Source organism: Janibacter terrae NBRC 107853 (assembly GCF_001591405.1).
GTDB classification, from domain to species: domain Bacteria; phylum Actinomycetota; class Actinomycetes; order Actinomycetales; family Dermatophilaceae; genus Janibacter; species Janibacter terrae.
Map to the genome: position 1 here is coordinate 46409 of NZ_BCUV01000005.1, position 14733 is coordinate 61141.

The 14733-nt window shown below is 71.8% G+C and carries 14 protein-coding genes; 11 read left to right on the top strand and 3 right to left on the bottom strand.

What is annotated here, in order from left to right:
- Nucleotides 1–29 precede the first annotated feature (29 nt).
- The 6 genes from JT1_RS05045 (at nt 30) to JT1_RS05070 (ending at nt 6900) form a co-directional block, all read left to right on the top strand.
- Nucleotides 30–1019, top strand: a complete 990-nt coding sequence (locus JT1_RS05045) for a helix-turn-helix transcriptional regulator (protein WP_068324160.1) — start codon at nt 30–32, stop codon at nt 1017–1019.
- Nucleotides 1016–1978 (top strand): helix-turn-helix transcriptional regulator, encoded by a 963-nt coding sequence (locus JT1_RS05050; protein ID WP_068324163.1) that lies wholly within the window; start codon nt 1016–1018, stop codon nt 1976–1978. The genes JT1_RS05045 and JT1_RS05050 overlap by 4 nt, the downstream gene beginning before the upstream one ends.
- A 65-nt stretch (nt 1979–2043) precedes the next feature.
- Nucleotides 2044–2313: a Sec-independent protein translocase subunit TatA gene (gene tatA, locus JT1_RS05055; protein WP_082807485.1), complete on the top strand. Its 270-nt coding sequence runs from the start codon at nt 2044–2046 to the stop codon at nt 2311–2313.
- Between the two features lie 26 nt (nt 2314–2339).
- Nucleotides 2340–3197 carry a twin-arginine translocase subunit TatC gene (gene tatC / locus JT1_RS05060; protein WP_255218257.1) on the top strand — a complete coding sequence of 286 codons (858 nt, stop codon included), beginning with the start codon at nt 2340–2342 and terminating at the stop codon, nt 3195–3197.
- Between the two features lie 9 nt (nt 3198–3206).
- Nucleotides 3207–4112, top strand: a complete 906-nt coding sequence (locus JT1_RS05065; protein WP_068324170.1) for a YegS/Rv2252/BmrU family lipid kinase — start codon at nt 3207–3209, stop codon at nt 4110–4112.
- Nucleotides 4113–4134: 22 nt separating this feature from the next.
- Complete coding sequence (locus JT1_RS05070) at nt 4135–6900, top strand: DEAD/DEAH box helicase (protein WP_068324175.1); 2766 nt, start codon at nt 4135–4137, stop codon at nt 6898–6900.
- A 94-nt stretch (nt 6901–6994) separates the two neighbouring features.
- Here the strand turns inward: JT1_RS05070 and JT1_RS05075 are convergent, their stop codons facing one another.
- Nucleotides 6995–7939 carry a 5'-3' exonuclease gene (locus JT1_RS05075; RefSeq protein ID WP_068324178.1) on the bottom strand — a complete coding sequence of 315 codons (945 nt, stop codon included), beginning with the start codon at nt 7937–7939 and terminating at the stop codon, nt 6995–6997.
- A 38-nt stretch (nt 7940–7977) separates the two neighbouring features.
- Between JT1_RS05075 and JT1_RS05080 the strand changes: the two genes are divergently transcribed.
- Genes JT1_RS05080 through JT1_RS05095 form a run of 4 tightly spaced genes read left to right on the top strand, consistent with a single transcriptional unit; the run spans nt 7978 to nt 11237 of the window.
- Entirely contained in the window at nt 7978–8400 is a 423-nt protein-coding gene (locus JT1_RS05080; RefSeq protein WP_068324181.1) for an Lrp/AsnC family transcriptional regulator, read from the top strand.
- A gap of 2 nt (nt 8401–8402) precedes the next feature.
- A complete protein-coding gene (gene lnt / locus JT1_RS05085; protein ID WP_255218258.1) occupies nt 8403–9962 on the top strand; it encodes an apolipoprotein N-acyltransferase in 1560 nt (519 codons plus the stop codon).
- Nucleotides 9955–10743 carry a polyprenol monophosphomannose synthase gene (locus tag JT1_RS05090; protein WP_068324187.1) on the top strand — a complete coding sequence of 263 codons (789 nt, stop codon included), beginning with the start codon at nt 9955–9957 and terminating at the stop codon, nt 10741–10743. Before lnt ends, JT1_RS05090 begins: the two co-directional genes overlap by 8 nt.
- The gene (locus JT1_RS05095; RefSeq protein WP_245634679.1) at nt 10728–11237 is read left to right on the top strand and encodes an FxsA family protein; all 510 of its coding nucleotides are present in this window, start codon (nt 10728–10730) and stop codon (nt 11235–11237) included. Before JT1_RS05090 ends, JT1_RS05095 begins: the two co-directional genes overlap by 16 nt.
- Nucleotides 11238–11428: 191 nt before the next feature.
- On the opposite strand, the gene JT1_RS05100 is transcribed toward JT1_RS05095, so the two are convergent.
- Nucleotides 11429–11785, bottom strand: a complete 357-nt coding sequence (locus JT1_RS05100) for an RNA polymerase-binding protein RbpA (protein ID WP_068324190.1) — start codon at nt 11783–11785, stop codon at nt 11429–11431.
- Between the two features lie 257 nt (nt 11786–12042).
- On the opposite strand from JT1_RS05100, the gene JT1_RS05105 reads away from it, so the two are divergent.
- On the top strand, nt 12043–13401 hold the full coding sequence (locus JT1_RS05105) for an MFS transporter (protein WP_245634680.1): 1359 nt from the start codon (nt 12043–12045) through the stop codon (nt 13399–13401).
- Here the strand turns inward: JT1_RS05105 and JT1_RS05110 are convergent, their stop codons facing one another.
- A complete protein-coding gene (locus tag JT1_RS05110; protein WP_068324193.1) occupies nt 13402–14730 on the bottom strand; it encodes a M15 family metallopeptidase in 1329 nt (442 codons plus the stop codon).
- Between the last annotated feature and the right edge of the window lie 3 nt (nt 14731–14733).

The window sequence follows — 14733 nt, forward strand, 5'->3', positions numbered from 1 at the left end:
GTTAGCCTCAGCGTGACGAAGGGAGCGATGTGGCAGCACCCAACACCCCCGCCGCGAAGACCGAGCGGTTGCTCAACTTGACGATGAGCCTGCTCTCCGCGCGGATCCCCGTGCCCAAGCAGCGGATCCGCACGATGGTCGAGGCCTACCACCTGGTCGAATCGGACGAGGCCTTCGACCGGATGTTCGAGCGCGACAAGGAGGACCTGCGCGCCATGGGCATCCCCCTCGTCACCGAGGACATCGGGATCTTCGAGGACGAGCAGGGCTACCGCATCGACCAGCGCGAGTACGCGCTGCCGCCCGTCGAGCTCGCCGCCGACGAGCGCGCCGTCGTCGGGCTCGCCAGCCGTGCGTGGGCGCACGCCGCGATGGCCGGCACCGCCGCGACCGCCTGGCGCAAGGTCGCCGCGGACGACGAGGTGGGGGAGGACCCCTTCGCCGGTCTGGAACCACGCCTGGGCGGCGCCGAGCCCGCCTTCGAGCCGCTGAAGGACGCCGTGCTCGCCTCCGTGCGGGTGCGCTTCGACTATGCCCGACCCGGCGCCGACGGCGCGCAGACCCGCCACGTCGAGCCCTGGTACCTCACGGCCTGGCACGGTCGCTGGTACCTCGTCGGCCACGACCTGGACCGCGAGGCGCCGCGCGTCTTCCGCCTCTCCCGGATCGCGTCGGCGGTCACGACGACCCGCGAGGCCGTCACCGGTGAGATCCCCGAGGACGTCGACCCGGTCCGCATGATCGCCGCCGTCGACGGTGACGCGCCGCAGCCGAGCGAGTCCGTGCTCCGCGTCCGCGTCGATGCCGGCCACGGGCTGCGGCGACGGGCCACGTCGGTCGAGTCGATCGACGAGCAGTGGGACCGCGTGGTCGTCGACCACGGGGGCACCGGCGCCTTCGCCGGCGAGATCGCCAGCCACGGCGCCGACGTCGTCGTCGAGGGTCCGGCGGAGCTGCGGGAGGCGGTCGTCGCCCGGCTGCGGTCGGTGCTCGAGACGCACGAAGGGAGTCCCCGATGAGTCGTCCCACCGTCGAGTCCGCGACGAGTCGGGTGCAGCGCCTGCTGACGATGGTCCCGTGGCTCGTGGGCCGTCAGGGCATCGAGATCGACGAGGCCGCTGCCGGGCTCGGGATCACCGAGCAGCAGCTCGTCGCCGACCTGGAGCTGCTCTTCGTCTGCGGCTACGGGCAGATGCCCGACGAGCTGATCGAGGTCAGCTACGAGGGCGGCCGGGTCTTCGTCACCAACGCGGACGCGATCGCGCGCCCCCTGCGGCTGACCGTCGACGAGGCCATCGCCCTCACCGTCGGCCTGCGCTCGCTCGCCGCGAGCGGGGCGGGGGAGAGCAGCGCCGTGGAGCGCGCCCTCGCCAAGCTCGAGGGCGCGACCGGGACGATCCCCGGCGTCGAGCGCGTGGTGGTCGTCGAGGACGACACCGACACCGGGCGGACGACGGCCGCGCTGCGCGACGCCCTGTCCTCCGGGCGCCGGGTGCACCTGACCTACCACGTGCCGAGCCGCGACGAGCGCACCGAGCGTGATGTCGACCCGATGCGCCTGGCCCACGTCGAGGGCCACTGGTACCTCGAGGGCTGGTGCCACCGGGCGCAGGACGTGCGCCTCTTCCGCGTGGACCGCATCGAGGCGGTCGACGTGCTCGACGAGGCCGCCGAGCCACCGGACGGCGTGGCCGCCCGTGACCTCAGCGCGGGTGCGTACCAGCGCAGCGAGGACGACGTCCCGGTGAGGCTGCGGCTGCGCCCGTCCGCCCACTGGATCGCGGAGTACTACCCGGTGACATCTCGGCAAACGGCCGGCGAAGACCTGGTCGTCACCCTGCCGACCGGCGACGAGGGATTCCTGCGCCGTCTCGTGCTGCGGCAGGGCGCCGACGTCGAGATCCTCGAGCCGGCGGCCCAACGCGCCGATGTCGCGGGTGCCGCGGCGGCTGCGCTCACCGCCTACGGTGCTGCCTGAAGACGACCGGCGCACCCAGCACCGGGTCGTACACTGACGACGTACACGCGACGAAAGGCACTGCCATGCCCAGCCTGGGTCCCATGGAAATCATCCTCATCCTGCTCGTCATCCTCCTGCTCTTCGGGTTCAAGAAGCTGCCGGACGCCGCGCGCAGCGTCGGCAAGTCCGCCCGCGTCTTCAAGGCCGAGGTCAACGAGATGAAGGAAGAGGACCGGCAGCGCGAAGAGGCCAAGAAGTCGCGGCCGGCTGACACCACGCCCACCGCCGACGGCAACGCCGTCATCGACGAGGCCAAGCCGCGGACGGACAACCAGTCCGGCCCGGTCGCCTGAGTCACACCCCCTTCGCCCCCTCACGCATGGCCCGTCGCCCCCACACGCCCAAGGATCCCGAAGGGCGGATGCCGCTCAAGGAGCACCTGCTCGAGTTCCGCAACCGGCTGATGATCGCCGCTGCCGCGATCGTCGTCGGCGCGATCGTCGGCTGGATCATCTACAACCCGGTGCACATCGGGGCGTGGACGTACGGGGGCATCTACAAGCAGCTGACCTACCCCTTCGACGAGTACAAGGCCTCGAACCCCGACAGCGTCGTCACGCTGAACTTCGGCAACGCGACCTCGGCCTTCACGACGCAGCTCGGCCTGTCGATCTTCACCGGCGTGCTCATCTCGAGCCCCGTGTGGGTCTGGCAGATCTGGGCCTTCATCCTGCCCGGCCTGACCCGGCGCGAGCGCCGCATGTCGATCGGCATCTTCGCCACGGCGCTGCCGCTCTTCCTCGCGGGCTGCTTCTTCGCCTACCAGACGCTGCCCAAGGCGCTGCTCATCCTCTTCGGGTTCACGCCCGACGACAACAAGTCGAGCAACATCCAGCAGGCGAGCGACTACTTCACCTTCATCACCCGCTTCATCCTCGCCTTCGGCCTGGCGTGGCTGCTCCCGGTCTTCCTCGTCGGGCTGTGCGCGCTCGGCGTGCTGTCGGGCAGGACCCTGAAGAAGTCGTGGCGGATGGCGATCCTGCTGATCTTCATCGCGTCCGCGGTCATCACGCCGACACCCGACCCGTTCACGATGTTCCTGCTCGCCGGCCCGCTCTGCGCGCTGTACTTCATCGCCCTCGCGATCTGCCTGGTCATCGACCGTCGCCGGGTCGCGGCGGGCGAGGAGCCCGACTGGTCCGACCTCCCGGACGACCAGGCCTCGCCGCTCACCTAGTCTCGACGCATGCACCGCGTCACCGCCGACCGCATCGGCCTGCTCGTCAACCCCACGGCGGGACGGCACCGGGGCCAGCAGGTCGGCACACGCGTGGCCGACCTCCTCGAGGCCGCCGGCCGTGAGGTCATCGACCTGACCGGTCTGGACGCCGCCCGGGCGGAGGCCAAGGCCCGCGCGGCCATCGAGGGCGGGGACATCGACCTGCTCGTCGTCGCCGGCGGCGACGGGGCCGCGGGCCTCGGGGCCAACCTCTGCGCCGACACCGACGTCCCCCTCGGCGTGGTCGCCGTGGGGACCGGCAACGACAACGCCCGCGAGCTCGGTCTGCCGGTCCACGACGTCGCGGCCTCCGTCGAGCGCATCCTCACCGGCGGCACCCGCCGCATCGACCTCGGCCGCGTCACCACCACCGGCGGCGAGCACGTGCGCGACTTCCTCGGCGTCCTCTCCTGCGGGTTCGACGCGGTGGTCAACGAGCGCGCCAACCGGATGGTCTGGCCCAGGGGACCGCAGCGCTACAACCTGGCGATCCTGCGCGAGCTGCCCGTCTTCGGGCCGATCCACTACGAGCTGACGATCGACGGCCGGGAGCGCGAGATCGACGGGATGCTCGTGTGCATCGCCAACGGCCGGGCCTTCGGGGGCGGCATGAAGGTCGCGCCCGGTGCCGACGTCGAGGACGACCTGCTCGACGTCGTCATCGTCCACGACCTCCCGATGCACACCTTCCTGTCGGTCTTCCCCAAGGTCTTCAAGGGGACCCACACCTCCCACCCCGCGGTCGAGACCATCCGCGGCGCGCGCGTGACGCTCGCCACCGACCGCATCGTCACCTACGCCGACGGCGAGCGGGTGGCGCCGCTGCCGCTCACCGTCGAGGCGGCACCCGGCGCGCTGTCGATCGTGCGCTGAGCCGCTGGCATAGCGTGGGCACATGTCCACGCCCGCTCCCGAGCTCACCGCCTTCACCGCCTCGCAGGACTTCGACCTCGACCCCTTCCAGATCGAGGCCTGCGCCGCGGTCGAGGCCGGGCACGGGGTCCTCGTCGCGGCGCCGACCGGTGCCGGCAAGACGATCGTGGGCGAGTTCGCCGTGCACCTGGCCCTGCAACGCTGCCAGAAGGCCTTCTACACCACCCCGATCAAGGCCCTGAGCAACCAGAAGTACCACGAGCTCGTCGCCACCCACGGCGCCGACGACGTCGGTCTGCTGACGGGCGACATCTCCGTCAACGGCGAGGCGCCGGTCGTCGTCATGACGACCGAGGTCCTGCGCAACATGATCTACGCGGGCTCCTCGACGCTCGACACCCTCGCCTTCGTCGTCATGGACGAGGTGCACTACCTCGCGGACCGGTTCCGCGGAGCGGTGTGGGAGGAGGTCATCATCCACCTGCCGCGCTCGGTCCAGGTCGTCTCGCTCTCGGCGACCGTGAGCAACGCCGAGGAGTTCGGTGCCTGGTTGGCCGAGGTGCGCGGCGGGACCGAGGTGATCGTCTCGGAGGTCCGCCCCGTGCCGCTGTGGCAGCACATGCAGGTCGGCCGCGATGTCCACGACCTCTTCGTCGACGACGGCCGGCACGACGACTCGCCGGCCAAGGTCAACCCGCAGCTGCTCGACGCCATCCGGGCGCGCACCCGCGGCCTCGGGGACGAAGGGGACTTCCGCGGCGGTGGTCGAGGGGGCCGGGACCGCCGTGGTCGTGGCCGACCCGGTCCGCGCGGAGGAGGCGGTCAGGGGTCACGCGGCGGGGGATCCCGCTTCGGCGGCGCGGCCTCGCGCACCGAGGTCATCCAGGGGCTCGACCGCGACGGTCTGCTCCCGGCGATCACCTTCATCTTCAGCCGCGCGGGGTGCGACGGCGCCGTCGGCCAGATGCTCGCCGGCGGGGTGCGACTCATCCCCGAGCGCGACGGCGAGCGCAACCGCCGCACGGTCGAGGAGCGCGCCGCGGTGCTCGAGGGCGAGGACCTGGACGTGCTGGGGTACCACCAGTTCGTCGAGGGCATCTCCCGCGGCTTCGCGGCCCACCACGCGGGCATGCTCCCGCTCTTCCGCGAGATCGTGGAGGAGCTGTTCACCACCGGGCGCATCCGCGCGGTCTTCGCGACGGAGACGCTCGCGCTGGGCATCAACATGCCCGCGCGCACCGTCGTGCTCGAGAAGCTGGTGAAGTTCAACGGCGAGTCCCACGTGGAGATCACCCCCGCGGAGTACACCCAGCTCACCGGTCGCGCCGGCCGGCGCGGCATCGACGTCGAGGGCCACGCGCTCGTCGTGTGGTCGCGCGGGATGGACCCGATGGCGGTGGCGGGCCTGGCGCAGACCCGGACCTACCCCCTTCGCTCCAGCTTCCGGCCCACGTACAACATGGCGGTCAACCTCGTCGCCCAGGTCGGGCGCCAGACGGCACGCGAGGTGCTCGAGACCTCCTTCGCGCAGTTCCAGGCCGACCGCTCGGTCGTCGGGCTCGCCGCGCAGGTGCGTGAGCAGCAGGAGTCGCTCGAGGCCTACGCCGAGGCGATGCATTGCCACGTCGGGGACTTCCGTGAGTACGCGGCGATCCGCCGGCGCATCACCGACCTCGAGAAGGAGGGCGCCCGCGCGCGCGGCGCCAACCGGCGCGCCGAGATCGCAGTCTCCCTCGAGGCCCTCAAGGTCGGTGACATCGTGCGCATCGGCGGTCGCAAGTCCGGCATCGCGCTCGTCATCGCCCCGCCGCGCTCGCACAAGGGGGAGCAGTCGGCGCCCACCGTGCTCACCGAGCACAAGCAGGTGCGGCGGCTCACCGTCGCCGACCTCGACCGGGTGGTGACCCCCTTCGGTCGGCTGGCGGTGCCCAAGAGCTTCAACCCGAGGTCCGCCAAGCAGCGCGCCGACCTCGCGGCGACGCTGCGCATCAAGGCGCCGCACGAGGACGCGCCGAGCGTGCAGCGGCACGCGGCCGAGAGCGCCCGGAGCGAGGACGAGCGCCTCACCGAGCTGCGCCGTGAGCTCAAGGCCCACCCGTGCCACCAGTGCCCGGAGCGCGAGGACCATGCCCGCTGGGCCGCCCGGTGGTGGAAGCTCAAGCGGGAGAGCTCCGCCCTGCAGCGCAAGGTCGAGCAGCGGACCAACTCGGTGGCGCAGACCTTCGAGCGGATCTGCGCGGTGCTCGTCCAGCTGGGCTACCTCGGCGAGGACGGCGAGAGCGTGACCGACCTCGGCAGCCGGCTGCGGCGCCTCTACACGGAGAAGGACCTGCTCGCCGCCGAGTGCCTGCGCGGCGGCGCGTGGAAGCGCCTCGACCCCGCCGAGCTCGCCGCGGTCGTCTCGATGCTCGTCCACGAGCCCCGGCGCGACGAGCACGACCCGTTCCCGCGGATGCCCACGGACAACGTCTCGGACGCATGGCAGGACATGGTCCGCCGGTGGAGCGAGCTGGAGGACCTCGAGGGCGCGAACGCGCTGCAGCAGACCGGCGAGCCCGACGGGGGACTGGCCTGGGCCGTGCACCGCTGGGCGAGCGGTCGGCGCCTCGACGAGGTGCTCTCGGGTTCGGACCTCACCGCCGGCGACTTCGTGCGCCGGTGCAAGCAGGTCGTCGACCTGCTCGACCAGGTCGGTGACGCCGCCCCCGAGCCGCACCTGCGCGGCGTCGCCCGCACCGCGGTCGACAAGGTGATGCGGGGCGTCGTCGCGGCCGACCGGCTGGACTGACCCCCCCTTCGCCCAACCTGAACCCGCATTGCCCTAGGGGAATGCAGACCTGAACCCGCATTGCCCTAGGGGAATGCAGAGTCAGGGGCTCGGGTCAGGGGGCGACGGAGCGAAGGGCGGTGCCCACCCGGTCGAAGGGTCCGGTGAGGTCGTGCTCGATGGCCATCCGGCTCATCGCGACCGGGTCGACGATGTCCGGCGGCAGGTGCAGGTCGAGGTCCCCGACCGGCACGTCGTGCGCGACCCGGACGACGAGCGGGGCCACGTCGAGGTAGGCGGTGGCCTCCTCGAGGCGGGCGCGGCGGGCGCCCTTGATCCCGGGGTGGCCCGAGTCGACCGCGGCGCGGATGCCGGCGAGCGAGCCGTACTCCGCGATGAGTGCGGCGGCGGTCTTCTCACCGATGCCCTTGACGCCCGGCAGTCCGTCGCTGGTGTCGCCGCGCAGCGCCGCCATGTCGACGTACGCGTCGCCGCTGTCGACCCCGTACCTGGCGGCGAGGAAGGCCTGGTCGACGACATCGGGGTCGCGCACGCCACCGCGCGCCGTGTACAGGACCCGGGTGGAGGAGGCGTCGTCGACGAGCTGGAAGAGGTCCCGGTCGCCGGTGACGACGTCGACCGGCATGACCCCCCGGTGCGCCATGGCCAGGGTCCCGATGACGTCGTCGGCCTCGTAGTGGGCCGCCCCGATGCGCGGGATGCCGATGGCGGCGAGCGCCTCGACGATGAGCGGCACCTGGGGGAGCAGCTCGTCGGGCACGTCCTCGCCCTCGGTCGGGTCCTCGGCGACACGGTGGGCCTTGTACGTCGGGATCGCGTCCACCCGCCACTGCGGGCGCCAGTCGTCGTCCCAGCAGGCGACGAGGTGGGTCGGCCGGTACCGCGTGACGAGCGTGGCGAGCATGTCGAGGAAGCCCGCGACGGCATTGGTGGGCAGCCCGGATGGACCACCGCTGCGGGCCGGCACCCCGTAGAAGGCACGGAAGTACAGCGAGGCGCTGTCGAGCAGCAGGAGCCGGGAGGACGCCGAGTCGGACATGGGCCCGACCTTACGGGTCGCTCGCCTATGGTTCACCCATGGAACCGGCGGACCGACGGATCATCGACCTCCTGCGCGCCGACGGTCGCATGAGCTACACGGACCTGGGCAAGGCCATCGGCCTGTCCACCTCGGCGGTGCACCAGCGGGTGCGACGGCTCGAGGAGCGCGGGATCATCACCGGCTACGCCGCCGTCGTCGACACCTCCGCGCTCGGGACCCCGCTCACGGCCTTCGTCGCGGTGGCACCGCTCGACCCGCGCGACCCGGACGACATCCCTGAGCGCCTGCGCGACATCGAGGAGATCGACGCGTGCTACTCGGTCGCGGGGGACACCAACTACCTCCTGCGCGTGCGCGTCGGGACCCCGCAGGACCTCGAGGAGCTGCTCGCCCGGGTGCGCACCCGGGCCGGTGTCTCCACGCGCACGACGATCGTCCTCACCACCCCGTGGGAGTGACGGTGCAGCTCGTCGGGCGTCTGGTGCTGGCGCTCCTCGGTGGCCTGGCCCTCTGGCTCGCCTTCCCCGACCACGACCTCGCCCACCTCGCGATCGTCGGCGTGGCCCTCGTCGGCATCGCGATGTGGGACGTGCGTCCCCGGGTCGGCTTCCTGCTCGGGCTCGTCGCCGGTCTGGCCTGCTTCGTGCCGACGCTCAGCTGGTCGGGGATCTTCGTCGGTCGGTTCCCGTGGTTCGCGCTCGCGACCTTCGAGGCGCTCTACGTCGCCGTCATGGGTGCCCTCCTCGTCGCGCTCCAGCGACCACTCCTGCGCGCCGGCCACCCGTTGCCCGCCGCCCTGCTCATCCCCGTCATGTGGGTCCTGCAGGAGTGGACCCGCGGGAGCCTGCCGTACGGCGGCTTCCCGTGGGCCCGCATCGCCTTCACCCAGGCGGAGACCCCCTTCGCCCGCTGGGCCGCGGTCGGTGGGGCGCCACTCATCACCCTCGCCGTCGCCGTCGTCGCGGTCCCGCTCGTGCTGGTCGTCGTGACGCGGCGCCCCCCCGTCGTCGCCCTCGCCCTGGCGGTGGTCGCGGTCGTCGGCACCGCGCTCGTCCCCGTGCCGACGAGCGGTGACTCGACGGCCCGGGTCGGCCTCGTGCAGGGCAACGTGCCGCGCGCCGGCCTCGACTTCAACGCGGAGCGGCGCCAGGTGCTCGACAACCACGTCGCGGGGACCGAGCGCCTGGCGAGCCGCGAGGGCGACCTCGACCTGGTCGTCTGGCCGGAGAACTCCTCCGACATCGACCCTCTGCGCAACACCGACGCCCGTCGCCAGGTGCAGCGCGCCCTCGACGCCGTCGACACCCCGATCATCGTCGGAGCGATCCTCGACGAGCCCGCCCCGGCCGTCTCCAACGCCTCGCTGTACTACCGGCCCGGCGGCGGAGAGCCCGAGCGCTACGTCAAGCAGCACCCCGTGCCCTTCGCCGAGTACGTGCCGCACCGCGACTTCTACCGCCTCTTCAGCGACAAGGTCGACCTCGTGCGCGTCGGCTTCGCCAAGGGCGAGCACAATGCCGCCTTCTCCGTGGAGGGCGGGGACGGGACCTTCTCCGCCGTCCCGACGATCTGCTTCGAGGTGGCCTACGACGGCCTGATGCGCTCGGCCGTCAAGGACGCGGAGGCGAAGGGGGACCCCAGCCTGCTCGTCGTGCAGACCAACAACGCGACCTTCGGCTACACGGCCGAGTCGACGCAGCAGTACGCGATCTCGCGGATCCGGGCCATCGAGCACGGGCGCAGCGTCGCGCACGTCTCGACCGTGGGCGTCTCGGGGTTCATCAACCCCGACGGCTCCAGCAGCCCGGTCACCGGGCTCTTCACCGCCGCCCAGCCCGTCGAGGACGTCGTCCTGCGCAGCGGGCTGACGCTCTCCGACCGTCTCGGGCCGTGGGTCGAGATCGGCTGCGCGCTCGTCCTCCTCCTCGCCGTGGGCTGGCGGGTCCGCCGAGGGGCGACGGGTAGGGTCGGAGGCCAGCCCACGTCCCACCCGACCGAGGAAGTCACCACAGGTGCCTGAGACCAGCAGCGCCCAGCGCCCGCCCATCGAGCGGGTCGCCGTGCTCATCCCCACCTACAACGAGCGGGAGAACCTCCCGCCCATCGTCGCGCGCGTGCGGGCCAGCGTCCCGGGCGCCGACGTCGTCGTCCTCGACGACAACTCGCCCGACGGCACCGGGCAGGTCGCCGACGAGCTGGCCGCCCACGACGACCACGTCACGGTCCTGCACCGTGAGGGCAAGGAGGGTCTCGGCGCCGCCTACCTCGCCGGGTTCTCGTGGGCACTCGCCCAGGGTTACGACGCCGTCGTCGAGATGGACGCCGACGGCTCGCACCGGCCGGAGCACCTGCCCACGATGCTCGAGGCCGCTGCCGATGCCGACCTCGTCATCGGGTCGCGCTACGTGCGCGGCGGCAAGATCGTCAACTGGCCGGTGGACCGCAAGGCGATCAGCATGGCCGGCAACCTCTACATCAAGGCCATCCTCGGCATGCCGGTCAACGACGCGACCGCGGGCTACCGGGTCTACCGCGCGGAGACGCTGCGCACCATCGGGCTCGACCAGGTGCAGAGCGCCGGCTACGTCTTCCAGACCGACCTGACCGTGCGCACCGTGCGCGCCGGACTGAAGGTCGTCGAGGTGCCGATCACCTTCGTCGAGCGCGAGATCGGCGAGTCCAAGATGGACGGTGACGTCGTGCGCGAGTCGATGCTGCGGATCAGCCGCTGGGGCCTGGCGCACCGCAGGTCCCAGGTGCGCGGCCTCCTCGACCGAGAGCCCACGTGGCACCGCCTCTGAGTCCCGGTCGCACCCCGCGACGCCGCCGGCGCGTCGCGCTGGTCCCGCTCGCGCTCGTGCTCTGGCTGGTCCTCGAGGTGGTCGTGCTCGCCCTCGTCGCCCGCTGGGTCGGCGTCCTGTGGACCGTGCTCGCCGTCGTCGGGCTGTCCGCGCTCGGCGCCTGGCTGCTGCGGCGCGAGGGTCGGCGCACGTGGACCGCGCTGCGCTCGGCGCTGCGCACCGGTCAGATGCCCAGCCGCGAGATCGCCGACACGATCCTCGTCTGGGTCGGGGGAGCGTTGCTCACCCTGCCCGGCTTCGTCTCTGGCGTCATCGGACTGGTCTTCGTCCTGCCCTTCACGCGACCGGTAGCGCGTATCGGCCTCGAGACGATCGTGGCCCGCCGGCTGCTCGCCGCTGGCCTGTCGGTCGCTCCCGGCGAGGCCCGGGTGCGGCGCACCCGCGACCGCGACGTCGAGGGCGACGTCGTCGAGGGCGAGATCGTCGACGAGTAGCCCTTCGAGACGGTTGCTGCGCAACCTCCTCAGGGAGCGGAACTCACGTAGCGGAACTCACCGACGGAACTCACCGGGCGGACTCACCGACGGAACTCACCGGGCGGACTCACCGGCGGAGCTCAGGGAGCGGGCATGACGAAGGGGGGCGCCCACCGGATCGGTGGGCGCCCCCCTTCGTACGTGCTGGGTCAGGCGCTGCGCTTGCGCGGCTTCTCGCCACGCTTGGCGCGCAGGAGCGCCAGACGCTCCTCGAGGAGCTCCTCGAGCTCGGGGATCGAGCGGCGCTCGAGCAGCATGTCCCAGTGGGTGCGGACGTGCTTGACGGGCTTGAGCTCCGGCTCGGGACCGTCGAGGAGCTTGCCCAGCTTGCCGCAGCGGCACTCCCAGGTGCCCGGGATGTCGGCCTCGACGGAGAAGGGCAGCTCGGTGCGGTGGCCGTCGTCACACACGTAGGTGGTGATCTGACGGTCGCTCGGGACGACGTTGTCCGTCGTCTCCATGCTGAAGCTGACCATGCGCGTTCCGCGCAGCGTGCGCTCTGCCATGTTGCGAGTCTCCTGGTGTCCGTCGGTGCCACGCCCCTGCGCGTGGTCCCGTCTGCGTGCTTCAACGCACGGCGTGCGTTGGATGTTCCTCGACCCTGCTGCTCACTCCGTTGCGGAGCAGGGGGCCCGCCGGCCAGCACCCGTCGAAGGGCCAGCTCCCTCCGCCCTCGCGGGGCGGGATGTGGGGCGACCCCACAGGATAGCGCGGTCGGCCGTGTCGCGCACATCGGCGGGGGATCGCCAGATAGCCTCGCCTCGTGACCGACGCGATGACGCCCCCGGCCGAGCCGACGACCGCCCTGCGCGCCGAACCCGCGGGCGGTGTCGGTCGGATCGTCGGGTGGGCGATGTGGGACTGGGGGGCCCAGCCGTTCAACACGGTGATCACCACCTTCGTCTTCGCCGTCTACCTGACGAGCGAGAGCTTCGGCTCGACCAACACGACCTCCACCGCGCTGGCCATCTCGACGGCCGTCTCCGGGCTGCTCGTGGCGCTGCTGGCGCCGGTCCTCGGGCAGAACTCCGACCGCTCCGGGCGCGGCGTGCGCAACCTGCGCCTGTTGACGTGGATCCTCGCGGCCCTGTCGGCATCGCTCTTCCTCGTGCGGCCCGAGCCGGCCTACCTCGTCCTCGGCCTGGTCCTGCTGGGCGCCGGCTCGATCGTCTCCGAGATCGCGAGCGTCAACTACAACGCGTCCATCGAGCAGGTGGCCTCGCCCAGCAACATCGGGCGGGTGTCCGGCTTCGGGTGGGGGATGGGCTACCTCGGCGGCATCCTCGTGCTGCTCCTGCTCTTCTTCGTCTTCATCGACCCGGAGGTGGGGCTCTTCGGCGTCACGGGCGAGGACGCGCTCGACATCCGGGTCTCGATGATCGTCTGCGGCCTGTGGATCCTGCTCTTCACCGTGCCGACCTTCCTCGTGCTCAAGGACGCGCCCCGGGACAAGGCACCGCGCGTCGGGATCATCGACTCATACAAGCTCGTCGGTGACTCCCTTCGCCGGCTGTGGGGGCAGTCCCGTCACACGGTCTACTTCCTGGGCGCCTCGGCCCTCTTCCGCGACGGGCTCGCCGGCGTGTTCGCCTTCGGCGCCGTCCTCGCGGCGGGGACCTTCGGCATGTCGGCGGGGGAGGTCATCATCTTCGGTGCGGTGGCCAACATCGTGGCCGGCATCGCGACGATGCTCTTCGGGCTTCTCGACGACGTGCTCGGCCCGAAGCGGGTCATCGTCATCTCGCTCGTCGCCCTGGTCGGGCTCGGCCTGGCGATCTTCCTCCTGCACGACGGCGGCACGATGGTCTTCTGGACGCTGGGACTCGCGATGACCGCCTTCGTCGGTCCCGCCCAGGCGGCCTCGCGCAGCTTCCTCGCGCGGGTCATCCCCGAGGGGCAGGGTGGCGAGATCTTCGGCCTGTACGCCACGACCGGACGCGTCGTGTCCTTCGTGTCACCCGCGGCCTTCGGCGTCGCGATCGCCATCGGCGCGGCGGTCACCGGCGACGACAACACCCAGTACTGGGGCATCCTCGGGATCGGTGTGGTGCTGCTCGCGGGTCTGCTCGTGCTGCTGCCGGTCAAGACCCCGCAGGAGCAGGTGGGCACGCAGGCCGGCTGATCAGCCCGCGTACTCCCAGTGCCACGGCTCGGGGAGCGTGCCACCGGCAGCGGCCCAGGACGGGTGGAACCAGCCGTGGAGCGGGGCGTTCTGCTGCATCCACAGGTGGGCCGGGTGACCGAAGCTGTTGACCCCGCCGCACAGGTCGAGCGCCTTGCCGAGCCCGTGGTTGCTGCGGCCCGGTGTCGCCGCCCACCCACCGCGCTGCTGCTTGGTGACGACCTGCTCGGCGTACGAGCGGTAGCTGTCGGTGACGCACAGCAGGTGGCCGGTGTCGCGCTGGTAGGCCTTGCTCATCGAGTTGAAGGCGGCCGCGGCGTCCGGGCGCAGCGACTCGCCGGGAGCCCCGAGCAGGGGGCACAGCGCGCTCGGCGGGATCTGCCCGTTGGGGTAGCTGCCCGTGTTGGTCGAGCAGGGCCGGGCATCTTCGAACTGGCTGACGTCCTGGCCGAGCTCCTCGAGCGCGCTGGTGAGCCGGTCGCTCGCGCCCTGGGCCTCGTCGTCGGGGATGCCGATGAGCGCGTTGACGACGGGGCCGGACCTGCGCAGCTCCTTCGCGTGCTTGCGCCGCAGGTCGGACAGGGCGGTCTTTCGCTCCTCGAGGACGGCGTCGGCACGTTCCTTGGCCCGGTCGGCACGGCGCTTGGCCGACGCCGCCTTCTTCAGGGCCCTGCTCTTCTTCTTCGTCAGGGAGGCCTTGGTGACCGTGTCCTTGCGGACGAGGTCGACGGTGCGGATGCGCTCGTCGGTGAGGTAGCTGAGGTCCCCGGCGGAGCTGCCTGAGGTCCCGGACTCGTCGGTGAGGGTGCCGACCATCGACATCGTGTCGCTGTAGCCGCCGGCCTGCGTGTAGGTGTCGAAGGCCCAGCTGCGCAGGTCCTTGCGCCCCTTGGCCAGCCGGTTGCGGTAGGTGTCGAGCTCGCGCTGCGCGGCGTCGGCCTCGTCCTTGGCCGCGTCGTACTCGTCGCGCGCCTTCGCCTTCTTCTGCAGCAGCGAGTTGGCCTTGGTCGAGTAGGACTTCAGCGACCGCACGGCCGCCGCGATGTCCTTGTCGTCCTTGACGAGGTCGGCGGTCAGCCGGTCGGCCTCCGCGACCTGCGCGTCGAGGTCAGCCCCCTCGAGCGGTGCGTCCCCGGCCGGCGGGGCTGTGGTGTCGGCGCTCCAGGCCGTGCTCGGGTCCGTGACGGCGCTGGTCGAGTTCGCCGGAGACGTCGGTGTCGGGTCGGTCGGCTCGGCCCCGGCGGAGGGGGCGAGCACGACGGCCGTGGCCAGCGAGAGCGCGAGAGCGGTCCGGACGGTGCCGTCCGGTCGGCGAGGGCCACGAAGCATGAA

Bases quoted from the DNA above. Each gene is read 5' to 3' on its own strand.
- tatA (WP_082807485.1), top strand. From the start codon at position 2,044: ATGCCCAGCCTGGGTCCCATGGAAATCATCCTCATCCTGCTCGTCATC.
- JT1_RS05070 (WP_068324175.1), top strand. From the start codon at position 4,135: ATGTCCACGCCCGCTCCCGAGCTCACCGCCTTCACCGCCTCGCAGGAC.
- tatC (WP_255218257.1), top strand. From the start codon at position 2,340: ATGGCCCGTCGCCCCCACACGCCCAAGGATCCCGAAGGGCGGATGCCG.
- JT1_RS05065 (WP_068324170.1), top strand. From the start codon at position 3,207: ATGCACCGCGTCACCGCCGACCGCATCGGCCTGCTCGTCAACCCCACG.
- JT1_RS05080 (WP_068324181.1), top strand. From the start codon at position 7,978: ATGGAACCGGCGGACCGACGGATCATCGACCTCCTGCGCGCCGACGGT.
- JT1_RS05110 (WP_068324193.1), bottom strand. From the start codon at position 14,730: ATGCTTCGTGGCCCTCGCCGACCGGACGGCACCGTCCGGACCGCTCTC.
- JT1_RS05075 (WP_068324178.1), bottom strand. From the start codon at position 7,939: ATGTCCGACTCGGCGTCCTCCCGGCTCCTGCTGCTCGACAGCGCCTCG.
- JT1_RS05100 (WP_068324190.1), bottom strand. From the start codon at position 11,785: ATGGCAGAGCGCACGCTGCGCGGAACGCGCATGGTCAGCTTCAGCATG.
- JT1_RS05050 (WP_068324163.1), top strand. From the start codon at position 1,016: ATGAGTCGTCCCACCGTCGAGTCCGCGACGAGTCGGGTGCAGCGCCTG.